Below are 19,565 nucleotides of genomic sequence, written 5' to 3'. Positions count from 1 at the left end.
ATTTGGAGGTAGTAGAGCAGGTCACGTCGCGAGATAAAACCATCGTAAAAACAGGCCTCATAGGCATAGTGACAAATGCCATTTTAGCGGCTATAAAGGCGGTAGTGGGCTTTGCTAGCGGCTCGATCGCTATCATCTTAGATGCGGTAAATAACCTAAGCGACGCGCTCTCGTCGGTCATTACCATTGTCGGCATAAAAATAGCCGGGAAAAGCCCTGACAAAGAGCATCCGTTTGGCTACGGCAGAGTGGAGTATCTAACGGCTATCGTTATAGGCGTGATCATACTTTATACGGGCGGCACTTCAGTGGTCGAGTCGGCTAAAAAAATCATCTCGCCAAGCACCCCAAACTACGATACTATCTCGCTTGTTTTGATCGCCGTTTTGGTTGCGGTCAAATTTGCGCTTGGTCTTTACACGCAAAGAGTCGGACAAAGCGTAAATTCCGACTCGCTCATAGCAAGCGGAGTGGATGCGAAATTTGACGCTCTTATCTCGCTTGGTACGCTTTTGGCGGCGTTGGTCTTTGTGTTTTTTGACGTTAGCCTTGAGGCATATCTTGGCGTGATCATATCGCTACTTCTTATCAAGGCGGCACTTGAAATTTTACGTGACGCGATAGATAAAATTTTAGGCGCGAGGATGCCTAACAGCGACAGCTCGCAAATTTATGAGTGCATAGGCTCGTTTGACGGCGTGCTTGGGGCGTATGATCTTATATTTAACGATTACGGCCCAGACAAGAAGCTAGGCAGCGTGCATATAGAGGTGGCGCACGATATGAATGCCGCGCAGATAGACGCGCTTACTAGGCGAATACAAAATGAAATTTTTGCGAAATTTAACATTGTTTTAGATACCATTGGCATCTATGCATTTAACAAAGAGGATAACGCAACAAGGCTAAACGTCGAAAAGATAGTTTTTGGGCATAAATTTATCAAGCAAATGCATGGATTTTACATAAATAAAGAGACAAATACGATCACGTTTGATATCGTCATAGACTTTAACGCGCCAGATAGCTCGGCACTCTACCGCGAAATTTTATCGCAAGTAAGCAGCGCCTACCCTAGCTACAAGGTCATCATCACGCGTGACACGGACTACAACGGATAGAAATTTAAGGAGCAGACATGAAAATAATCGAAGGAAATTTGGCTCTAAAAGGCGGCGAGAAGATCGCTATCATTAACGCGAGATTTAACCACATCATCACAGACCGCTTGGTAGAGGGCGCGAGGGATGCGTTTTTGCGTCACGGTGGCGACGAGGCGAATTTGAGCCTCATTTTGGTGCCGGGCGCGTTTGAGATACCGATGGCGCTTGAAAAGGCGCTAGCTAGCGGCAAATTTGACGCCGTTTGCTGCGTGGGAGCGGTTATCCGCGGCTCTACGCCTCATTTTGACTATGTTAGCGCCGAGACCACCAAGGGCATCGCAAACGTCACGCTAAAGTACGGCAAACCGGTGACCTTTGGCGTACTAACGGTAGATAGCATCGAGCAAGCCATCGAGCGAGCGGGCTCAAAGGCCGGAAACAAGGGCTTTGAAGCGATGACCGGCGTGATCGAGATGCTAAGCTTGTATAAAAATTTGGAGGCGTAAAATGGCGACTCGTCATCAGGTCAGACAAGCCGTCGTTTCGCTACTATACGCACGCGAAATGGGTAGTTGCAGCGAGGAGTTCGTCGAGGAGTTTTTAGAAGAAAAAAAGATCAGAAACGATCAGCGAAGCCTCGCACTGTCGCTTTTTCACGGCATTTTGGAGCATGCGGATGAGCTTGACGGGCTACTAAACGCGCGCCTAAAAGAGTGGAAAATAAACGAGATCGGCAGTATCGAGCGCGCCGTGCTTAGGCTGGGGGCGTACGAGATGAAATTTACCCCGACCGATAAGGCCGTCATCATAAACGAGGGTATCGAGCTTGGCAAGGAGCTGGGCGGCGACTCGGCACCGAAATTTATAAACGGCGTGCTAGACGCGCTAAAGGCCGATCTGTGAAGCTCTGCGTCGCGCTTGATCTGGGCTCGAAGCAGGAGTGTTTGCAGCTAGCGGAGGGGCTTGCGGACTTTGCGGATAAAATTTGGCTAAAAGTGGGCTTGCGAGCCTATTTGCGCGACGGAGCGGGCTTTATCGAGGAGCTAAAAAAGCTCAGAAATTTTAAAATTTTCCTCGATCTAAAGCTCTACGACATCCCAAATACGATGGCGGACGCCGCCGAGGAGATCGCTAAAATCGGCGTAGATATGATAAATGTGCACGCAAGTAGCGGCAAGCGCGCGATGGCTATGGTGATGGAGCGACTGGATAGGCTAGCTTCGCGTCCGCTAGTGCTCGCGGTCTCTGCGCTAACTAGCTTTGACGAGACCGAATTTAGCGCGGTTTACGAGCAAAATTTGGACGACGCCGTGCGCAAATTTAGCGTGATGAGCTACGAAGCGGGGCTTGACGGCATGGTCTGCTCGGCGTTCGAGAGCCGCCTGATAAAGGACGCCACAAGCGCAAATTTTATCACGCTCTGCCCTGGCGTGAGGCCGTTTGGCGAGAGTGCGGGGGATCAAAAACGAGTGGCGGATCTGAGCGTCGCGCGCGAGGCGGGGGCGGATTTTATCGTAGTCGGTCGTCCGATCTATCAAAGCGCCGATCCGCGCGAAATTTGCAAGCGGATTTTGGATCAAATTTAGAGTCAAAGCTTGCATAAATTTTAGTCTCAAATGATTTTGGTCTGGTTTTTGCGTGCAATAAATTTTAATTAAATCATCGCAAAAACGCGACCTGAACGACGACCGGGCGCGGCAGCGACAGGTGCATCCTCTATGTTTACCGCATGGTCTGTTACTACGCCAGCACGCCCCATCCCGACAATGCCAAGCTAAAATGGTGGCTCTGGAAGGATTAAATTTGCAAATTTGATACGCGCGAGCTGTTTAAACTCGATCAAATTTTGCGCGGCTATTTTTCTGCGGGAGGGCGGCAGGCGCGAAAACGCAAATTTAAGCAAGATATCAGCGGTATTTAATTATAATGCGGTTTCTTTTTTGGGACAGATGGGTGAGTGGCCGAAACCACACCCCTGCTAAGGGTGCAGCTTCTAACCGGGGCTCGAGGGTTCAAATCCCTCTCTGTCCGCCACCGATTTTTTCTTAAATTTCTTTTTACTTTAGCAATCAATTTTAAATCACTATGTTTTTGATGGATATTAAAAATAAATAATATCGTACGGCGACTACTAGATATTTTGTGTGCTTGTTGTCTGTATTTTTTGACAATAAATAGAAAAAATTTATTTTTAAGCAGGGTCTAGATTGTTGTATTAGTAGCTTAAGGTGCATAAATGCAGTCATATTGTGCACCTCGGAGAATCAAATAGCCAACTGGCTTAAGGCTAAATTTTATTCTCCGAAAGTAAGATAAAGATGAGCGGATTTATCAGCGTTTCGCCGCGTGCGGCATAGAGCATGACGTCCTCGAAATAGTTATCGTTGATGCCGTAAACGTGGTATTCGTACGCGCCGATGCCGTATCCCATCGGAGTGATATCTACGCGCGAGTACCAGGCGTTTTTAGCCAGGATATAGCGGCTTGTATCTTGCGAATAGACCCACAGCACGACGTCGTCTTTGTTCTTTTGCCGCATGAGCCACGTAAATGAGTTTGAGATGTCGTAGAAAAAGTACGTATCGCCGTTTGGCATCACCGCCTGAGCCGTGTTGTTTAGGTCGCTGATGAGCACCTTGCTCTCAAAGCAGAGGTATTTGCCAAGCTCGATTTCTAGCGGCTTTTTTTCTACATTGCCGTGGCGAACTACGATTTTGCCCTCGCTAGTATCCACTGAAAACGCGAGCAGCGCCACCACGCCGATAAGTAGCACGGCGGCGAAAATTTGCCTTATCATAATAAAACTCCTCGCAAAAGGTAGTATTTAGCGACGAAAAAGCTGCAAACAAGAGCATTTACGATCAGCCAAAAAGAGGAAATTTTGAGCAAATGCTCGTAAGGTTTTTTCACGATTAGCTCGACCAAAAACGCCGATATGCCGTAGAAAATGCCCAAAAACAGCGAACCCCAGATAAGGTAGCCGACGTAAAAATACTCGCCCTTTAGCATGCAGTACGGGCATTTGTGATTTGGCTGTTCGTAGACGTAAAGCCCGAAAAAATAAGTAATTGCGTAGTATGCGATAAATAAAAACAGCAGGTTGCAAACAAAGCTCGCCATCGTCTGTTTGAGCAAATTTAGCGTCAAAATGACCGCAAAAACGGCGTAGTAAAAGACGACCAAATTTAACTTTGTGTAGCCAAACGGCAGTTTTGGCGCCTGAAATACGACCGAGCAGCAAAAGACGGGCACCTTTAAGGGTACGTTGCTAAAAAACAAAATCTCAGCGGTAAATTCAACCAAAACGCCGATGAAAAGCGCGGTAAAGATGACGTATTTTCGCTTTAAATACGGAAAATTCGTCGCCTTTAAATCAAGCGAATTTATGATGAGCCACAGTCCAAAGCCAAAGATAAGTAGCAGTTTTAGCAGTAGCAAAATGCCGCCAAATTCGTTTGATCCGATGACGCCCGCCGAGCACATGGCGCCCGGCACTACGTCTGCTAGCTCGTTTAGAGATAGCGCGAAAAATACGAACAAAACGATCTTGCAAACTACGGCGAAAAATAAAATCGTATTTACGAGGTAGTTGCGTTTTTCGAGGTCGTATTGTAAATTTGACGTCGAGTTAAAGTCCCACAGGCGCATGATGCGCACGACGAAATACTGCGAAATACCCATTAAAACAATGATTATAAGCTCGATCAGTAAAAACGCGATGACAACGTCCGATAAAAATACGCTCACAGCATCTCTCCGTCCTGCATCCTCACGTAGCCGTCCACGAAGTCCAGATCGTCAAACAAAATGTCGTGCGTGGCAACGACGACGGTCTTTTTTAGCTCTTTAAATTTTTTCAGCATTTCGATGAAGATGAGTGAGTTTTGTTTGTCCAAATTTGCCGTTGGTTCGTCGGCCAGTATGACGCTAGGATCCATCGCTAGAGCCCTTGCTATCGCACATCGCTGCTTCTCGCCGCCACTTAGTTTTGAGATGATTTGATCTTTTTTGTGCGCGATGTTGGCGAGATTTAGCGCGCGATCGATTTGCGAATTTAGCTCGGCTTTTTTAAGACTGGTTAGGCTTAGCGGCGCTAGTACGTTTTGATAGACGCTAAGGCCTTCGATCAGGTTAAAGGACTGAAATATAAACCCAACCTCGCTATGTCTAAAATTTGAACTCATGATGTCTGGTAGTTTTGAGACGTTGCGACCGTTGATCAGCGCTTCTCCGCTACTTGGTTTGCTAAGTGCTCCTAGAATGCCTAGCAGCGTGCTTTTGCCGCTACCGCTGACGCCTTTTAGGATAACTAGGTCGCCGCTTTTTACCGTCAAATTTATATTTTTAAGAGCGTGAAATTCGTTGGGTTTGTTTTGATTGTAAATTTTACATAGATTTTTTACTTCTATCGCGTTCATTTTACCGCCTCGCTCATGTCGCTAACGGCTATGCGCCACGACGGGATGATGACGAATGCCAAAAACGGAATCACGCTAAAAACGAAGATCAAAAACAGCATGTTAAAGTCGATGATCGGCGTGAAATCGGTAAAATTCGCCACCTCGCTGCCTAAAAATATATCGCGTAAAAACGGCGCGCCGAATAAAAACACGTAGAGATACGCTCCCGCGACGCCTAGCAAATAGGCGCTAAAAGAAACGACGATGTTTTGGATAAATTTAAGCGCGATGATATTTCTAACGCTAAAACCGATACTGCGCAATATCGCGATCTCCTTTTTCTTCTCGCCGTAAGCGAGCGAAATTTGATTTTTCAGTAGGATGAAAAACGAAACCATCGCCACGACGTAAAGCACCATGAAAATGCCGCCTTTGTAGTAGTAAAGGTGCCTTATTTTGGCTACTCCGTCCTCGATGCTCGTAACCTCGGTGTTTGGATAGACGTTTTGGATCTTTAGGGCCACTTCGCTGATCTCGTTTACGTTTGGCACTTCGACGTAGAGTCTTGTGTATTCGCCCTCTTTAAGGCTTAGCACTTCGCGCGCGGTGGTGGGATTCATATAGATGACGTCGTTTGAGACGATACCCGTTTCATGCGGCGCGGTTTTGTTGATCTTTATCGGGATCATTTTTTCTTCGGTTAAAAAGTTAAAAACGTCCTCGTAATAAAGCTCCGCCATCTCTTTTTTCACGCCTTCGCCCACGATCATCTCGTTTTCGTCTAAATTTTCGTCGCCGACGATGTGAAACCAGACTCTTTTTTGCGCGAAATAGTACTCTCCCTCGACCGCGCCCTCTACGCTAGCTACGCCCGCGATCTTTGAGACGTCGTAGATGTAGCCGTCGTGCATGAGGTCGCGCTTGCCCGCGCGCAGAGCTTCGACGACGACTTCCGGTTTTGAGCGGATCAAATTCGTAAGGTCGCTTTGGATGGAGCTTGAGACGAAAAGAACCGCGCTTAAGATAAACACGATAAAAGCGAAGATAAAAAAGCTAAAAGCGTGATCGGCGCGGTCTTTATAGAGCAGCGTAACTGCGTAATCGATAAAATTTTTACTCGGCATAGACAAACTTCCCGTACTCTCTTGAAATAAAATTCGTTGAAATTTGCGCGTCTTTGACGGATTTTTGGATCAAATTTAGCTGAGCTTCCTTGTCCGCTCTATCGTAACCTAGATAATGCGCCCCGATACAAACGTAAAGGATCGCAAAAAAGCCCGCTAAAACGCAGATGAGCCTCACATCAACCTCTCTACTAAAAGAGTCGTGATCTCGTCAAATTTGACTATCTGTTTACCGCCGTGGTCTTTGGCGAAGGTCTTAGCGTCCTCTTCGCTGGCAAACGGTATGAGCTCGTTGCCCATAGGTCCGAGTACGTTTGAGCCGGTTACGTAGTAGGCGGTTCTAGCGTCGATTTTGTTGAGCTTATAGTAGTCGCTAACGAAAATTTGATCGTCTTTTTTGCCTTTTTCGAAATAATACTTCATCATGTCCTTGACGCCGTCAAAGTAAAGCTCCTCTTTGTCCGTCTTCATCATCGTCGCCCACTGCGGGTTTTTGCCGATTAGCATACCGCAAACTGGGCAGCGAGCGCCTTTTGGCACGACGATTCTCTCGGCTTTTTGCGTTTTTTGCTTAGATTTTGAGGCTTGATCGCTCGAGCCTAAATTTGCCGGAGCGTCCCATAGATACAAAGCGGCGGCTTGCAGGTGTTTGTCGTATTCAGGGGCTTTGCTAGCGCCCTTTGCGTCGCATGTTTTTTTGAGGTGGGCTTTTAGCTCGGAGATGGCTTTAAAGCTTTTTGGATCCGTTTTCTCGCAGTTTGCTTCGTAAAATTCCTTGCCGTGCGCGTAAACGCCGCCTTCGCGTTTGGCTTTGATCATCTTGTTATCGCCCTCAAAGTCCTGTCCAGCGATCTCGTATGCTTTGGCAAAGTCCATTATCTCGCCGCCGTTTTCGGCTTGGAACTCTTTTGCGTCGGCCTCGGTTGAAAAGGCGTATTTGCTATTTCTAGTCATCGTACCGCCGATCTTGCTGCCGACTACGTAAAAGGCTTTATTCGCATCGATCAAATTTAGATTTTTCGTATCAACAACCTGCGCGTCGCTTGGGATTTTTCCCTCCGTTAGCTCGTACAAGCAGTGCAGAGAAGCTACTTGCTTGCCGTTTACAACATGGTTAGTTTTATAAAATTTAACCAAATTCATGCCGCAAACGGCGCAGTACTCTTTATCCTCGCCGCTTCCTACTAGCGTAGCTTTGCTTGGATCTACGCTTTGAAACATCGGCTTCATCTTGCCGGCCTGCTCGTTTGCTTCGGCTCCGAAAAGTAGCGCCGCTAATAGCGCCGAACCCAAAATAGAACGTAAAATCATATTATCTCCTTAAATTATTTAGTTTTATTTGTTTCCGGTTTTAAAAACTCCGCATTCTCGCACGCGACTTTTAGGCCTTTTGCGCAGCTTTTGTCAAAGAGCTCTTTAGCCTTGGCGACATCGGCCGCGACGCCTTTGCCCTCGGCGTACATTATGGCTAGGTTGTTGCAGCCTTTGTCGTAGTTTAGGGCGCAGGATTTTTCGTAAAATTCTTTAGCTTTGGCGTAGTCTTGCTCCGTACCTTGGCCGAATGCATACAAAAAGCCGAGGTTGTCGCAGCCGATACCCACGCCGCCCGCGCAGGCCTTTTCATAAAAGGCTTTTGCTTTGACGTAGTCTTTTTCTACGCCCATGCCTTCAAGGTGTAGGTAGCCTAGATTATTGCAGCCCATCATATCGCCGTAGTCGCAGGCTTTGGTGTAGAGCGAGATTGCCTTTTTGATATCGGTTTTGACGCCCGCGCCGTTTGCGTAAAGAAGTCCTAGCGAAGTGCAGCCTTCGTTATCTTCGCAGGCTTTTTCGTAGTATGCAGCGGCCTTGGCGAAGTCCTGCGTCGCTCCGCTGCCGCTTTCGTAGATGTAGCCTAGGTTGTTGCAAGCAAGCGCAAATTTAGCGTTGCAAGCTTTTTGGTATAAATTTATAGATTTTTCGTAGTTTTTCTCCACGCCGCCAGTACCTTCGAAATACACCACGGCAAGATTATAGCAGCCCGAAGCCTTGTTCTCTTCGCGGCAGGCTTTTTCGTAGATTTCTATGAGCTTTTTATGGTCGCCGCTTTGCTGGGCCTGCATGCCTTCTTGGATAAAGCCCGCGTTTGCGCTAGCGCATAAAACCGCCGCCATTAGTAGTTTTTTATACATTTTTTCTCCTTTTAAATCGTTTTTACGTCGCGCCCTCTAAAGGCTAGCGCAGCTATCAAAAGCATGCAGCTAAGCGCGATATAGACGCTAATGTGCACCGGCGGCAAATCTCCGCTGGCATAAGAGTGCATGCCCGTTAGGTAAAAATTTACGCCAAAATAAGTCATCGCGATCGAAGCGTAAGAAAACACCGATGCGATCAAAAATACGTAGAGTGAATTTAGCTTCGGGATAAAGCGCAGGTGCAGCGCGATAGCATAAACTAGGATCGATACGTACGACCAAGTCTCCTTGCTATCCCAGCCCCAGTAGCGCCCCCAGCTCTCGTTCGCCCAGATTCCGCCGAAGAAATTTCCAAGCGTTAGCAAGCAAAGACCGATGATGAGGCTTGCTTCATTTATGGCTGCGATATATCTGATCTGTTCGTTTAGGTGCGTTTCGTTGGCTTTGTTTTTGAACGCCATGAGTCCTAGCGCGATAAGCCCAAGCACGCAGCCAAGGCCCAAAAATCCGTAGCTAGCCGTGATGACTGAGACGTGGATACTGAGCCAATAAGACTTTAGCACCGGGACCAAATTCGTTATCTGCGGATTTACGAAGCTCATGTGAGCTACCAGCATCACGATACCCGCTAGTAGCGCAGCCGCCGCAAGCGCAAGCAGCGAACGCCTAAAAAATATCATCCCCGCTAGCGCTCCCGACCAGCCGATGTAGATCATCGATTCGTAGCTATCGCTCCAAGGCGCATGCCCCGAGACGTACCAGCGTAGCGCCAAGGCCGCCGTATGCACCGCAAAACCTAGCACGAACGCCGCTAAAATCGCTCGCTCAAGCGGCAAAATCCTTCTAGATAAAAATACCGAAGCAAGCCCTAGCAAAAGCGCGGCAAAGCCCAAAATCCAGTAGAAATAAACGAGCTTTTTAAACACCGAAGCGCGGTTATAAAAGACCTCGGCATCAACCCTGCTAACGCTAGGTAAAATTTCGCCCGAAGCGGCTCGCTGATAGTTTCTTAGCGCGGCTAACGCGGAGTCCGCCTTGCTCCAGTCGTTATCCGCGATGCCCTCTTGCAGACCCATGAGATAGTCATTTAGCATGTTTTTTGCTTCTAGAGCGACTCGCTCGTCGTTAAAGGCGTCGTTTGGCGAGAGCCACGCGTGTTGCGGGTCGTTCGCCGCCGGGATAAATTTAAAAAACGTGCCCTTAAACGTGAGATAGGCGATGTTTAGCCGCTCGTCGAATTTTATGAGGTCGTTATCGAGCGTGCCTCGTTTGGAGAGCGGTTTTTCGTTCGCGGCTTCGACCTGCGCGGCTAGTTTGTACTCGCCGTTTGCGTCGAACGCATCCCTAAAGCTCGCGTAATCTCCGCTCAAATTTAGCATTTTTTTGATTTCGTCGTTTTTTATCTTTACGATTTTGATCTCTTGCCATAGCGCGGGATTTAGATTCATCCCAAGCACGATTTGCTCTGCGCTTAGGCCGTAAAGCGAGTCCGTGCCCGAGATTTTATTTACGATTTCGCCCGCTTCGGTGCTAAGCGGCTTTATCCTGCCCGCGTAGTCTTGTACGAGAAGCTTTGCAAATTCGCCGTTAGCGTGAGCGGCGGTATTTGCGGCGAAAGTTTTTAAAATCTCACTCTCGTTTTGTTCGGCCGCGTTTGCGTTAAAATTTAAAAAACCAAGCGCGACAAAGGCCGCAACGAGCGAAAATCGGGTATTTTTGATGAAATTTATGAGTTTTAAAAAGCGGCTTTTTTTGGTAAAAAAGTTGCCGATGACGCCGACGCAAAGCAAGAAATATCCGACGTAGGTAGGAATTTTACCAGGATCGCGGTTGACCTCCAGCACCGTGCCTTGCTCGTCCGCGTCGTAGGATGACTGAAAGAGCTTAAAGCCTTGCAAATTTAGCGGATGATTCATGTAAATTTTATATCTCGTTAAAACCTCGCCAGCGTCTGAGAGCGCCTCTACGTCGCTAGAGTAGGAGGACGGGCTTTGCGAGCCGGGGTAGCGTTCAAGCTCAAATTTAATAAGCTTTATCGAAAACGGCAAGCTAACTAGCTTTGAACCCCAAGTTAGCATTATCTCCTCGCCGTCAAAATTTAGCGTGCTAGGCTCGCCCAGCCAGCCTGCGCCGCCGTGGATTTTAGCCGTTTGCTCGCGCTGCCCTTCAAAGCTGGCTTTTACTACGAGAGTGCCTCGCTCGCCTTTGGGCGCGGGTTTATACGAGTCAAATTTGACGGTGAAATTTTTGGAATTTATACTTTGCGTGAAGCTAAAATTATTATCGCCGATTTGGGATAAATTTAGCGGATACTCGAAAAATGCGTCTTTTGTGCGTATTTGCAAAAACGGCTTGACGCTCACCATCTCGTTTCCGCTCTCGCCCGCTCTTACGTGCAGCACGCCCTCGGCGCCCAGATACCGCGTCAAAGCCGCGCCGATAAAGATGACGATAAATGCCGCGTGAAGTACGAATGAACCGAAGCGGCGCCACATTTTGGTTTTTACGATGATAGCGAGTAAGCAAAGCGAGAGCACGCTCATGACGCACTCGTACCAGCGCGCCTCATAGACTAAAATTTTAGCCGTTTGCGTATCGTAAATGCTCTCTAAGAAGGTTGCGACGCCGGCACCTGCGGCAAGGATAAAGAGGAGGCAGAGCGCAAATTTGTAAGAAGTGAAAAATCTAAATAAATTTACGCCCAAAATCGCCTCTCCGAGTTTTTTACATTATTATATCGTAAGTTTGACCTGCGTATAGTATAAACATTCTAAGAAGTAATACTCCGACCACGCTAGCAAGCGCGCTAACGTAGAACGCAAATGCGGTGTGAGCGATCTTTTTGCCCAGTGCGAAATTTAAAACTAGCGGTACGCAAAATCCTATGCCCACGACGCCTAGCCAAAATAGCTGAGCGTAAATTCCCTCGCTAAAGGCAACGCTTGCAGCTTTTTGTACGTCGCTTCCGGTGATTAGCGAGACGAAAATCATGCCGATTAGTAAAATTTCCATCGCTAAAACCGGCCACTCGACCGCGTGCAAGGTTTTTAGATCGCCGCCGTGTGGGTCTGCTTTAAAGAAAAGCGCGGCTATCAGGCTTGAGCCCGCGATACCCGCAGATAGTCCAGACGCCACGAAAAGCGCAGGTAAAACGGCGGTATTAAGGATAGGAAATCTAACTAAAACCGAGATCAAAAAGCCCGTATAGGCGCAGATCGCAACCGCAAAAACAAGAGTAAGCGCAAGAAGCAGCGGGCGAAGCGCGTTTAAAATTTTCATTACCAGCGTGAAAAGCCCTTTTAAAAAAGTAAGTCTGTGCGATAAAAATCCGCTAAGATCAGCTTTAAACGCATAAAGGCAGGCTACGAAAGTAAGCGGGATATAGACGCAAAGCGCTGCCACGCCCACGGACATAACCGATGTGAAGTTATAATTAATCAAAATTTTCCAAAAAAGTAGCGGCCTCTCAAGGTCGGCCACCAGACAAACCATACCTAGAAGGATCGTTACGAAAGATAACAACGACGCAGCCTTAAACAGCGGCGTGCTTTCGGTTTGCTTTTTATAAAGCTTAACGAGGATCGCGACTATCAAAGCGCCGCCGCTCATACCCGCTAGCAAAAGATAAACCGCGATCGGCCAGCCCCACTCAACGCCGTGCGAGAAGGTCGCAGTGAAATTTATAGCTCCGTTCATATCACACCCCCAATTTAACCGCAGGAATATAACGCAGGCTCGGCTTCGTGCCGCACTCAGGATGCATTCGCAGGCTATCTTTTACGCGAAGTAGCTTGCTGATGTGTGACTCTTCGTCGTTTAGATCGCCGAACACGATCGCCTCGTATCTGCACGCCTCGATGCAGGCAGGCTCGTGGCCGTCTTTTAAATTCGTATCCAAGCAGAAGTTGCAGCTCTCTGCGGCTCTCGTTTCGTGGTTTATAAAGCGCACGTCGTAAGGACAGGCTACGATGCAGTATTTACAGGCGATGCAATCGTCGGTGTTCATCGTCGTGATGCCAGTTTTTTCGTCCTTGTGACAGGCTTTGGTCGGGCAAACGGTCACGCACGGCGCGTCCTCGCACTGCTGACAAGATACTCTAACATAGCGCTTTTCTTTCAAATTGAGCGGATCGGTTTTATCCTGGATAAAAAGCCTCATTTGGCCTTTTGGGACCAAATTTACCTTTTGGCAGGCGACCTCGCAGTCGGTACAGCCGACGCATTTGTTCTGATCGAAGATCATGCCGTAGTGCGGCTTTTTGCCGTTTTCCGTAGGGGCGTCTAAATTTATACTCTTGCCCAGTACGCTAGTCGCTCCCGCAACCGCCGCACCAGAAGCAAGGAATTTAAAAAACGTCCTTCTTGTATTTTGCTCTTTCATATTCTTCTCCATCCGTATGGATTAAATATCCTAAATTTATCTAACAACGCTACTTCCGTGGCTATGCGCGCCATGGAAATTTCGCGGCTGAGTTTCGCTTAGTTTTTTGGCTGCGCCGGCTAGCTCGCCAGGTTTTAGCGCCTTTACTAGCTCGACTTCAAAAATCAGCGTCGAGCCGCCCGGTATCTCGTCCGCGCCCTCGTCTCCGTAAGCTAGGTGAGACGGGATGACGAATTTATATTTTGAGTTACCGTTCATCATCATGAGGCCCTCTTGTAGGCCGTCTATTAAATTTACCATAGAAAGAATCGCAGGCTCGTTTCTAGAGTACGTATCGTCAAAAACTTTGCCGTTTATGAGGTAGGCTTTGTAGTTTAGCGCTACGACGCTCTCGGGTCTTGGCTTATCGCCGTCGCCGACGGCCATGACTTCGTACTGAAGCCCTGATTTAGTCGTTTTGACCTTTTTGTTTTTGGCGTTTTTCGCCATAAATTCTTCACCCTCTTTTAAATTTTTTTCAAGCGCTTTTTTTAGCGCGTCTTGGGTTAGCTTATTTAGTTTTTCGTCTCTTTGGTTTAGTAGAGAGATAATCTCTTCGTCGGTTAGTTTTTTTTCGTTTTTAAAGGCGTCGGCAAAGCCGTCTAAAAGAGCCTTGCTGTCAAATTTAACGCCTAGGCTTTCTTGTTTTTTTAGTTGTGCGGATATATAGGTTCCGGTTGAAATTCCGATGCTGTATGATTCTTTTTGCTCTTGCGTCATCGCCTCTTTATCCGCCGCGCTAGCGCACAAAACGCAGCCGGCCGTTAGGCAGAGAGCTAAAAGCGGGTTTTTGCTAAGTTTAAAACGCATAAATTTTACCTTATTAAATTTGGACGCCGCAAAATCGCGGCGTCCATAATCTCATCATAAATTGTTGTTTATGATTCTTTGGGCTTCTTTGATGTACTCTTTAGAAGCATCGAGTCTTTGTTTTGTGTATTTAAAGCCGTGCATACCCCATGAGCCGTCTTTTTGTAGCAAGTCAACTGTGTCTTGCGCTTTTTCGATTAGCTCATAAACTCTTGTCTTATCGCTAGGGCTTAGTTTCTTAGTTTCTAAGATAGCGTAAAGTCCCTCGATACCGATTTTGACTTGAGAGAAGTCGTTTTTAACAGGGGTTTGCCAGCCCATAACCTCATCGTAAACCTGTTTTTGGTTCTTGAAGTGTAGGGTAGGTTTTAGCTCAGATAGAACAGGGCTGTGGCAGCCTTTAGTATCTTGCATATCTTTATCGGCCCAAGACGTTCTAGCGCACGCCCACATTAGGTCAACGAAGTTGTGTCCGTTTTTATCTCTTTGGAAGTGCCAATCTTTAGTGTCTCTTGGTCCTTTGGCAGCGTCGCCCGCAACTAGAGATTTTCTAGCAGGATCTACGTCGATCTTCCAGATGTGAGATCTTCTTTGTGTATCGAATCCAGCGTTATCTTGGAACTGGATAGCGTAGAAGTTCTCGCAGCTCATCATGAACGGCATATGGCAAGATGCGCAAGTGTTGTCTTTATGCGTATCGGCTCTAGAAGCGATATATGCTTGCTCTTTGTGGCAATCTTGACAATCTTTTCTGATTTTTGGTTTAGTGTAAAGCGCACTTAGGTAGCCTTGCTCTGAGTTATAGTTTACGCCCTTGATAGTCTTATCGCCTACAACCGGACCTGTGTTATCGTGTGGATCGTGGCAAGTGGTGCAGCGCATACCTTTATCGTAGTGAGCGGTAAAGTATGATTGTGAACCCTCAGATCCGCATCCTGGTCCCATTGATTTAAATTTAGAGCTTAGAGATAGGTCAAGCTTGCCTTGGTTTAGAGGATTAGCGCGAGCTAGGTCTGGGCTATAGTTAAATCTTTGGTGACAGCGTTCGCAGTTTGATGTTCTAAAGTTTGTAGCTCCGTCAAGGTGACCGCCGGCTCCGTGACACTCCTCACAGCTTACACCTTTAGAGATAGTGTGTTTTTGAAGCTCTTTAGCATTACCTAGAGCGGCATAGAACTCTTTCTTGGTTTTAAAGTCAAATTTGAACGGGTGGCAAACTTCGCAGTAGGAGCCGTTTGCTTGGAAGAACATTGACTTTTTGTATTTAGCGGCGTATGAGGCTAGACCTCTGACGTATCCGCCGTTATCGCCGTAATCAGCTAGAGTTTCCGGAAAATCAGGAACGAAATCTTTGATTTTCTTAACTGTTTCAGGGGTTAAATTTAACGCCCAAGTTCTTTGGAACTGGTTACCGCCGGCTACGACTTGACCCGTGCCGTCTTTTAGTTTACCGCCTTCGATGTGATAAGTACCGCGTAGTAGCCATGCATCGACGAAGCCGAATTTCGTTCTTAGGTGTCCTACGGTCGCGTAAATAACGTCCGGAGTAATACCTTGAGGCAAGATAGACGCAGTATCTGGGCTAAATACCGGATCGGTTAGGTTGTTGTTGACCTCTGGGTGCTCGCCGGGGAAGCGGATAGTAGTGGCGTGGCGTGATCTGCTCCATACTTCGTACTGCGCAGGGTGGCACTCGCCGCACTTTTCTGATCCTACGAATTTGTTAGGAAACTGCAAAGACGAACCCGCAGGTATCCTATACATCATAGAGCTGTAGCCTTTACCGCCGTCTCTTTTACTGGCTTTTGACATGTCAAAGCCGTGACCTTCGGCAAGCCACTCAAGTCCACGGTCGTGAACGTCCAGTTTACCGACTGTTTTACCGCCGTATTTTGTGAAAATCGGGTGGTTTTTAAACAGCCACTCATACATCTCTTGCTCTTCTACGATGTAGTCTTGCAAGGATATTACGCCTCTACTTTGAAGCGTACCTTTTGGGTTTGCTATGACGTCTCGCGCTTGTTGAGACATCTGCATGTTGTGTTCTTCGCAACAGGCTTGCGATGCGAAGACGCTAACGCCCATAAGCAAACCTAATAAGGTTTTACTTAAATTCCTCATTGCGCCCTCCTTATAAATTTTGGATCTAAAATCAAAAAGATTTCATACTGATAATCCTATCGTAAAAAGGGGGCAAAAAAAGGGGAAATTTAATAAATTATGAATTTTTAAATTTAATAGTAAATACTACGCCGTTATTTATATTTTGCGCGTAAATTCGGGCGTTATTTTTTTCGGCTATTACCTTACTCATATATAGTCCAAGCCCGCTACCTGATTTTTTCGTAGTAAAATGCGGCTTAAAAATTTTATTTATCGCCGCTTTATCTATATTGCCGGCGTTATTTTCAAGCGTTATCGTGCGTTCGCCGTTTTGCAAAAAGGCCATTATTAAAATTTGCATTCGATTTGCTTGCGCTCGATCTTGCGGCGCATTTAAAAATGCTTCTTTGGCGTTATTCATAACGTTGATTAAAATTTGAATGAGCTCGTTTATATTTCCGTAAAGCGTAAAATTTTCTTTTATCTCGACTTTTACGTCTATGACGTGCCTTTTGAGCGCCGCATTTAAAATTTTACAAGCTTGTTCTATGGCCTGTTTTACCTCAAATTCGCTTTTTGGCATATTTGGATTAAAGAAATTTTTAAAATCCTCGATAGTGCCGGACATAAATTTGACCTGCTCATTCGCCTCCTCGATGGCCTCTTTTAGCCTCTGCTCGCTTAGCTTGCCTCGCTCGGAGTAAAGCTCCAAATTTACCAAAGTCGAGCTGATCTGGGCTAGAGGTTGGCGCCACTGATGCGAGATATTGCCGATCATCTCGCCCATCGAGGCTAGGCGGCTTTGATTTATCATCAAAAGCTCGTTTTGCATCTTGGTTTTTTCGTTGCTTTTGTGGATTTTATAAACGAAAAATAAAAACGCCGCAAATATCGCCGTGATCGCCACGCCGCTAACGATAAATTCTTGTTTATGATAAAGCAAAATACTTTTTACCGGAATTTTAAAGCTCACCATCGCTATCGTGTCGCCGACTTTGCCCTCGAAATTATTTAAATTTCCGTATTGTTCGAGCATTTTTTTAGGCGCGCTGTTTATGTTGTGGCACTCGACGCAGGACGGGTGGGAGTTTTTGACCGGAAGGCCGACGAAAAAGTACGAGGCGTTTTGATCTTTGATGATGTCTGAGTAGACCTCGTATTTGCCCTCTTTAAATCCTTCTAAAATTTCGTTTTCAAATTCTGTTCCTTCGTGTTCGGGGTTTAACGGGTTCGTCGCCGTTAGTCTGTAGTCGTAGTTTATGTTTTTTTTGGCGAGCTGGATTTTGTAAATTTGACGAGTTATATAGGATGAGGACATGAGCCTTGGATCAAAAAGGTCTTTGTCAATCGCGCCGTGATCTTTTAACTCATCTATGAGCGGGCGCTGGACGGTAGAGATGTAGTCGCGTATGCCGTTCATCGCATCAAGTACGTAAAATGCCTCCTGTCTGGCGTCTTTTAACGCAAGATCGCGGTAAAAGTTAAAAACCAAAACGGTAATGGCGCCGTACAAAACTACGAGCAGTAGGACGATAAATTTAAATTTGGACTTCACATAGATATCCTACGCCGTATAAATTTCTAATTGTATCCTTGCCGATCTTGCGGCGCAGCTCTTTTACGATAGTTTTGATGGCTTCTTTGGTCGGCTGTTCAAATTCCCACATGTAGTCAAACAGCTGCTCGTAAGTGATAGTTTGGTTTTTGTTGTTTAAAAAATACTCCAAAAGCTTGCTTTCGCTTTTGGAGAGGCGACAGGCCTCTTCCTTTATATATATGATTTTTTTACTAAAGTCGTATTTGAGGTCGTTGTTGATACTAAACATCGGCGTATGGTCGATGAGCTCCATCGCAACGTCTTCTAGCGCTTTTATAAACGTATCTTTATCGTAAGGCTTTGAGAGATATCTCGTGATCTTTAGCTCGACCGCGCGCCACAAATACTCCTGCTCGGTGTGGCTTGAGATGATTACGATCGGGATTTTGCGGTTTGCACAGCGGATCTTTTTAGCTACCTCTAAACCGTCCATGTGCGGGACGCTGACATCTAGGACGAGCGCGTCGTATGAGCCGCTCATAGCCTCGTCTAGCGCCTCTATGCCGTCGCTTACGCCTTTTACTTCGGCAAAAAAGAGCTCGAGGGAGTCGATCATGTTTTTTAATATATATGGTTCATCCTCTAAACAAAGGACTTTTTTGTTGGATAAAACATCTAAAATAGAGTAATCTTGCATCTTTTTCCCGTACTAAATTTTGCCGATACTAACACAAGCAAGCTTAAGGGGTAATTATTATTTAGTACAATTTGAATACCTAAAATTTAAATTGTACTAATTTATACGTCGAATCAAACCTAAACGCGAGCAAATTTTGTAAAATCCCAAAAAGGCACATAAAAGTAACGAAGCTGCTACCGCCGTAACTGTAAAAGGGCAGCGGAATGCCCACCACCGGCGCAAAGCCGATCGTCATCATGATATTTATACTCACGTAAATAAAAATAAGCACCCCGATCCCCGACGCCATCGTCTGAGTAAAATAATCATCCTTTAGCCCGTAGTTTAGGCTGAGCAGATGAGCTATCAGCGCGCCGTAAAAGCTAAGTAGCGCAAGCCCGCCGTAAAATCCATATCGCTCGATCGTGTATGCGAAAATAAAATCGCTAGTCGAAATCGGTAAAAATTTAAAGTGCGTCTGCGTCGCCTCGTCTTTTGGCTTGCCTTTTAGTCCGCCGCTGCCGATAGCGATGATGCTCTGGCGCACGTGATAGTTGGACTCCTCGCTTAAAAAATCGGTAATGCGCTTTTTTTGATAATCGTGCAAATTTTCGTAGATCACGGGTACAGAGAGCAAAATCCCGGCAAATATCGCGACCCAAATTTTTTTATTTACTCCGATGATAAAAAGCACGGCGTAACCGACGATGAGTAGTATCAGCGCGGTGCCCAGATCAGGCTCTTTTAAAATCAGCACGAAAGGCAAAAGGATATAAAAACTAAGGCGCAAAAAGTCCTTGAGACCGTAGCCGTTTTCCTCTGGCGGGCGTTGTTTGATTAGGTAGCCTAACATCAAAAGAAGCGCCGGCTTCATGATCTCTGAGGGCTGAAGCGTAAAGTGGATAAAGGGAAACTCGAGCCATCTTTTTGCGCCCAGTTTGCTCGTACCGAACAAATCTACGCTAATAAGCAAAACGATGCAAATCCAGTAAAATAGCGGTATGAGCCAGGAGATCTTGCGAATAGGAAGTAAAAAGAAAAATAAAAACGCCGCTAGACCGACGCCAAAATAGACAAGCTGCTTGCCGGCTAGGATAGAATTTGCCTCAGAAACCAAAATGTATGATAAAATAATAATAGGAAGTGTCAAAAACGGCTGAACGAAGTCAAAATGGGTTAAAATTCGCCTATCGAGTCTTATCAAAAATTTGCCTT

The 19,565-nt window shown here is 46.4% G+C and carries 19 protein-coding genes, 1 tRNA gene and 1 pseudogene; 6 read left to right on the top strand and 15 right to left on the bottom strand.

Annotation, left to right across the window (positions count from 1 at the left end; genetic code table 11):
- Positions 1 to 2 precede the first annotated feature (2 nt).
- The 6 genes and pseudogenes from RWM02_RS00505 (at position 3) to RWM02_RS00480 (ending at position 3,137) form a co-directional block, all read left to right on the top strand.
- Positions 3 to 1,121 (top strand): cation diffusion facilitator family transporter, encoded by a 1,119-nt coding sequence (locus RWM02_RS00505; RefSeq protein WP_314068316.1) that lies wholly within the window; start codon positions 3 to 5, stop codon positions 1,119 to 1,121.
- Positions 1,122 to 1,138: 17 nt separating this feature from the next.
- On the top strand, positions 1,139 to 1,609 hold the full coding sequence (gene ribH / locus RWM02_RS00500) for a 6,7-dimethyl-8-ribityllumazine synthase (protein ID WP_314068314.1): 471 nt from the start codon (positions 1,139 to 1,141) through the stop codon (positions 1,607 to 1,609).
- A 1-nt stretch (position 1,610) separates the two neighbouring features.
- A complete protein-coding gene (nusB, locus tag RWM02_RS00495) occupies positions 1,611 to 2,006 on the top strand; it encodes a transcription antitermination factor NusB (protein ID WP_009492867.1) in 396 nt (131 codons plus the stop codon).
- The gene (pyrF, locus tag RWM02_RS00490) at positions 2,003 to 2,689 is read left to right on the top strand and encodes an orotidine-5'-phosphate decarboxylase (RefSeq protein WP_122862001.1); all 687 of its coding nucleotides are present in this window, start codon (positions 2,003 to 2,005) and stop codon (positions 2,687 to 2,689) included. The genes nusB and pyrF overlap by 4 nt, the downstream gene beginning before the upstream one ends.
- A 104-nt stretch (positions 2,690 to 2,793) precedes the next feature.
- Positions 2,794 to 2,904 (top strand): annotated as a pseudogene (locus tag RWM02_RS00485) (helix-hairpin-helix domain-containing protein); the annotation flags it as partial.
- Positions 2,905 to 3,046: 142 nt separating this feature from the next.
- A tRNA-Ser gene (locus RWM02_RS00480) sits at positions 3,047 to 3,137 on the top strand.
- 253 nt (positions 3,138 to 3,390) lie between these two features.
- On the opposite strand, the gene RWM02_RS00475 is transcribed toward RWM02_RS00480, so the two are convergent.
- The 15 genes from RWM02_RS00475 to RWM02_RS00405 all read right to left on the bottom strand — a co-directional run bounded on the left by RWM02_RS00475 (position 3,391) and on the right by RWM02_RS00405 (position 19,554).
- Positions 3,391 to 3,900 carry a hypothetical protein gene (locus RWM02_RS00475; RefSeq protein WP_185898220.1) on the bottom strand — a complete coding sequence of 170 codons (510 nt, stop codon included), beginning with the start codon at positions 3,898 to 3,900 and terminating at the stop codon, positions 3,391 to 3,393.
- Positions 3,897 to 4,850 carry a hypothetical protein gene (locus RWM02_RS00470; protein ID WP_314068308.1) on the bottom strand — a complete coding sequence of 318 codons (954 nt, stop codon included), beginning with the start codon at positions 4,848 to 4,850 and terminating at the stop codon, positions 3,897 to 3,899. The genes RWM02_RS00475 and RWM02_RS00470 overlap by 4 nt, the downstream gene beginning before the upstream one ends.
- A complete protein-coding gene (locus RWM02_RS00465; RefSeq protein WP_004321767.1) occupies positions 4,847 to 5,521 on the bottom strand; it encodes an ABC transporter ATP-binding protein in 675 nt (224 codons plus the stop codon). Before RWM02_RS00465 ends, RWM02_RS00470 begins: the two co-directional genes overlap by 4 nt.
- Positions 5,518 to 6,627: an ABC transporter permease gene (locus RWM02_RS00460; RefSeq protein ID WP_314068305.1), complete on the bottom strand. Its 1,110-nt coding sequence runs from the start codon at positions 6,625 to 6,627 to the stop codon at positions 5,518 to 5,520. Before RWM02_RS00460 ends, RWM02_RS00465 begins: the two co-directional genes overlap by 4 nt.
- Positions 6,617 to 6,805: a hypothetical protein gene (locus RWM02_RS00455; RefSeq protein WP_314068303.1), complete on the bottom strand. Its 189-nt coding sequence runs from the start codon at positions 6,803 to 6,805 to the stop codon at positions 6,617 to 6,619. The genes RWM02_RS00460 and RWM02_RS00455 overlap by 11 nt, the downstream gene beginning before the upstream one ends.
- The gene (locus RWM02_RS00450) at positions 6,802 to 7,938 is read right to left on the bottom strand and encodes a nitrous oxide reductase accessory protein NosL (RefSeq protein ID WP_314068301.1); all 1,137 of its coding nucleotides are present in this window, start codon (positions 7,936 to 7,938) and stop codon (positions 6,802 to 6,804) included. Before RWM02_RS00450 ends, RWM02_RS00455 begins: the two co-directional genes overlap by 4 nt.
- A 14-nt stretch (positions 7,939 to 7,952) precedes the next feature.
- Positions 7,953 to 8,798, bottom strand: coding sequence for a tetratricopeptide repeat protein (locus tag RWM02_RS00445; protein WP_314068299.1), 846 nt, complete (start codon positions 8,796 to 8,798; stop codon positions 7,953 to 7,955).
- 11 nt (positions 8,799 to 8,809) lie between these two features.
- Complete coding sequence (ccsA, locus tag RWM02_RS00440; protein ID WP_314068297.1) at positions 8,810 to 11,506, bottom strand: cytochrome c biogenesis protein CcsA; 2,697 nt, start codon at positions 11,504 to 11,506, stop codon at positions 8,810 to 8,812.
- Positions 11,507 to 11,525: 19 nt separating this feature from the next.
- Positions 11,526 to 12,497, bottom strand: coding sequence for an NrfD/PsrC family molybdoenzyme membrane anchor subunit (gene nrfD, locus RWM02_RS00435; protein ID WP_314068295.1), 972 nt, complete (start codon positions 12,495 to 12,497; stop codon positions 11,526 to 11,528).
- Position 12,498: 1 nt separating this feature from the next.
- Positions 12,499 to 13,182, bottom strand: coding sequence for a 4Fe-4S dicluster domain-containing protein (locus RWM02_RS00430; RefSeq protein WP_314068293.1), 684 nt, complete (start codon positions 13,180 to 13,182; stop codon positions 12,499 to 12,501).
- Between the two features lie 36 nt (positions 13,183 to 13,218).
- Positions 13,219 to 14,031, bottom strand: coding sequence for an FKBP-type peptidyl-prolyl cis-trans isomerase N-terminal domain-containing protein (locus RWM02_RS00425; RefSeq protein WP_314068290.1), 813 nt, complete (start codon positions 14,029 to 14,031; stop codon positions 13,219 to 13,221).
- 54 nt (positions 14,032 to 14,085) lie between these two features.
- The gene (locus RWM02_RS00420; RefSeq protein WP_314068288.1) at positions 14,086 to 16,152 is read right to left on the bottom strand and encodes a cytochrome c3 family protein; all 2,067 of its coding nucleotides are present in this window, start codon (positions 16,150 to 16,152) and stop codon (positions 14,086 to 14,088) included.
- A 97-nt stretch (positions 16,153 to 16,249) separates the two neighbouring features.
- Positions 16,250 to 17,689, bottom strand: coding sequence for a c-type heme family protein (locus tag RWM02_RS00415; protein WP_314068285.1), 1,440 nt, complete (start codon positions 17,687 to 17,689; stop codon positions 16,250 to 16,252).
- Positions 17,673 to 18,368: a response regulator transcription factor gene (locus RWM02_RS00410; RefSeq protein WP_314068283.1), complete on the bottom strand. Its 696-nt coding sequence runs from the start codon at positions 18,366 to 18,368 to the stop codon at positions 17,673 to 17,675. Before RWM02_RS00410 ends, RWM02_RS00415 begins: the two co-directional genes overlap by 17 nt.
- Before the next feature lie 79 nt (positions 18,369 to 18,447).
- Positions 18,448 to 19,554, bottom strand: coding sequence for an FtsW/RodA/SpoVE family cell cycle protein (locus RWM02_RS00405; protein WP_314068281.1), 1,107 nt, complete (start codon positions 19,552 to 19,554; stop codon positions 18,448 to 18,450).
- Between the last annotated feature and the right edge of the window lie 11 nt (positions 19,555 to 19,565).

Origin of the sequence: Campylobacter showae (genome assembly GCF_963515975.1) — a bacterium.
In the GTDB taxonomy this organism is placed as follows: domain Bacteria; phylum Campylobacterota; class Campylobacteria; order Campylobacterales; family Campylobacteraceae; genus Campylobacter_A; species Campylobacter_A showae_F.
The sequence above is the reverse complement of the archived record's forward strand: the minus strand, read 5'-3'. Positions and strand labels throughout refer to the sequence as shown.

Coding starts and splice junctions, on each gene's coding strand:
- RWM02_RS00430 (WP_314068293.1), bottom strand. CDS start 13,182: ATGAAAGAGCAAAATACAAGAAGGACGTTTTTTAAATTCCTTGCTTCT.
- RWM02_RS00445 (WP_314068299.1), bottom strand. CDS start 8,798: ATGTATAAAAAACTACTAATGGCGGCGGTTTTATGCGCTAGCGCAAAC.
- RWM02_RS00460 (WP_314068305.1), bottom strand. CDS start 6,627: ATGCCGAGTAAAAATTTTATCGATTACGCAGTTACGCTGCTCTATAAA.
- nrfD (WP_314068295.1), bottom strand. CDS start 12,497: ATGAACGGAGCTATAAATTTCACTGCGACCTTCTCGCACGGCGTTGAG.
- nusB (WP_009492867.1), top strand. CDS start 1,611: ATGGCGACTCGTCATCAGGTCAGACAAGCCGTCGTTTCGCTACTATAC.
- RWM02_RS00420 (WP_314068288.1), bottom strand. CDS start 16,152: ATGAGGAATTTAAGTAAAACCTTATTAGGTTTGCTTATGGGCGTTAGC.
- ribH (WP_314068314.1), top strand. CDS start 1,139: ATGAAAATAATCGAAGGAAATTTGGCTCTAAAAGGCGGCGAGAAGATC.
- RWM02_RS00465 (WP_004321767.1), bottom strand. CDS start 5,521: ATGAACGCGATAGAAGTAAAAAATCTATGTAAAATTTACAATCAAAAC.
- RWM02_RS00475 (WP_185898220.1), bottom strand. CDS start 3,900: ATGATAAGGCAAATTTTCGCCGCCGTGCTACTTATCGGCGTGGTGGCG.
- RWM02_RS00450 (WP_314068301.1), bottom strand. CDS start 7,938: ATGATTTTACGTTCTATTTTGGGTTCGGCGCTATTAGCGGCGCTACTT.
- RWM02_RS00425 (WP_314068290.1), bottom strand. CDS start 14,031: ATGCGTTTTAAACTTAGCAAAAACCCGCTTTTAGCTCTCTGCCTAACG.
- RWM02_RS00410 (WP_314068283.1), bottom strand. CDS start 18,368: ATGCAAGATTACTCTATTTTAGATGTTTTATCCAACAAAAAAGTCCTT.